The sequence below is a fragment of the Neisseria sp. P0008.S010 genome (assembly GCF_051962715.1).
Taxonomy (GTDB): Bacteria; Pseudomonadota; Gammaproteobacteria; order Burkholderiales; family Neisseriaceae; genus Neisseria; species Neisseria elongata.
Genome location: NZ_JBQCVA010000135.1, coordinates 1 through 586, shown reverse-complemented (window position 1 = coordinate 586; position 586 = coordinate 1). Strand labels below are relative to the sequence as shown.

General features: G+C 53.2%; 1 protein-coding gene. It reads right to left on the bottom strand.

Annotated elements, in window-relative coordinates; translation table 11 throughout:
* Positions 1 to 37: 37 nt before the first annotated feature.
* Positions 38 to 586, bottom strand: a 549-nt coding sequence (locus ACTHSL_RS12875; protein ID WP_440381686.1) for an RHS repeat domain-containing protein, incomplete at its 5' end; no start/stop codon positions are given.

Here is a 586-nt window from a genome sequence, read left to right as displayed (position 1 = left end):
CGGTTCGGGTTAAGGGTAAATCTGATTGCAGGACTGATTAATGCGATGGGATGAATATTTTCGCAAGAGGTCTATTAGCAGAAGGTGCTCTATTAGGTACATGTGTAAGGCGGTTGCCACTGATTCTGCTTCCGTCGGTAAGGTTGTGGGCAGGGTCGTAGCGGTAGTGGTCGTCTGCGCTTTGGGTAATTCTACCCAGTGCGTCATAGGTGTAATCCCTGCTGCCTTTGGTTTGGTCGTCGGTACGGACGAGGTTGCCAACAGTGTCGTATTGGTAACGGCGACCGATAAGGACGGCAGGGTCTGCTTTGTTGTGGCTGTTCGGTTGGGCGATTTGTTGTTTCAGACGGCCTAATGGGTCAAGTTGAAATTGGGTATTCAGCTTGCCGAGAGTCCGCTCGACTGGGCGATGCAGAGCGTCGCGCTCGATGTCGGCAAGGGTGGTGCCGTCGAGGTTGACGTGGTGCAGGTGTCCACTGCCGTAATACAGGCGGTTTAAAACTTCACCCGTAGGCAGGATGGTTTGGATGCGGTTGCCCAGTACGTCGTAACGGTGTTCGGTAATCTGTGCAGCGACATCTTTGGA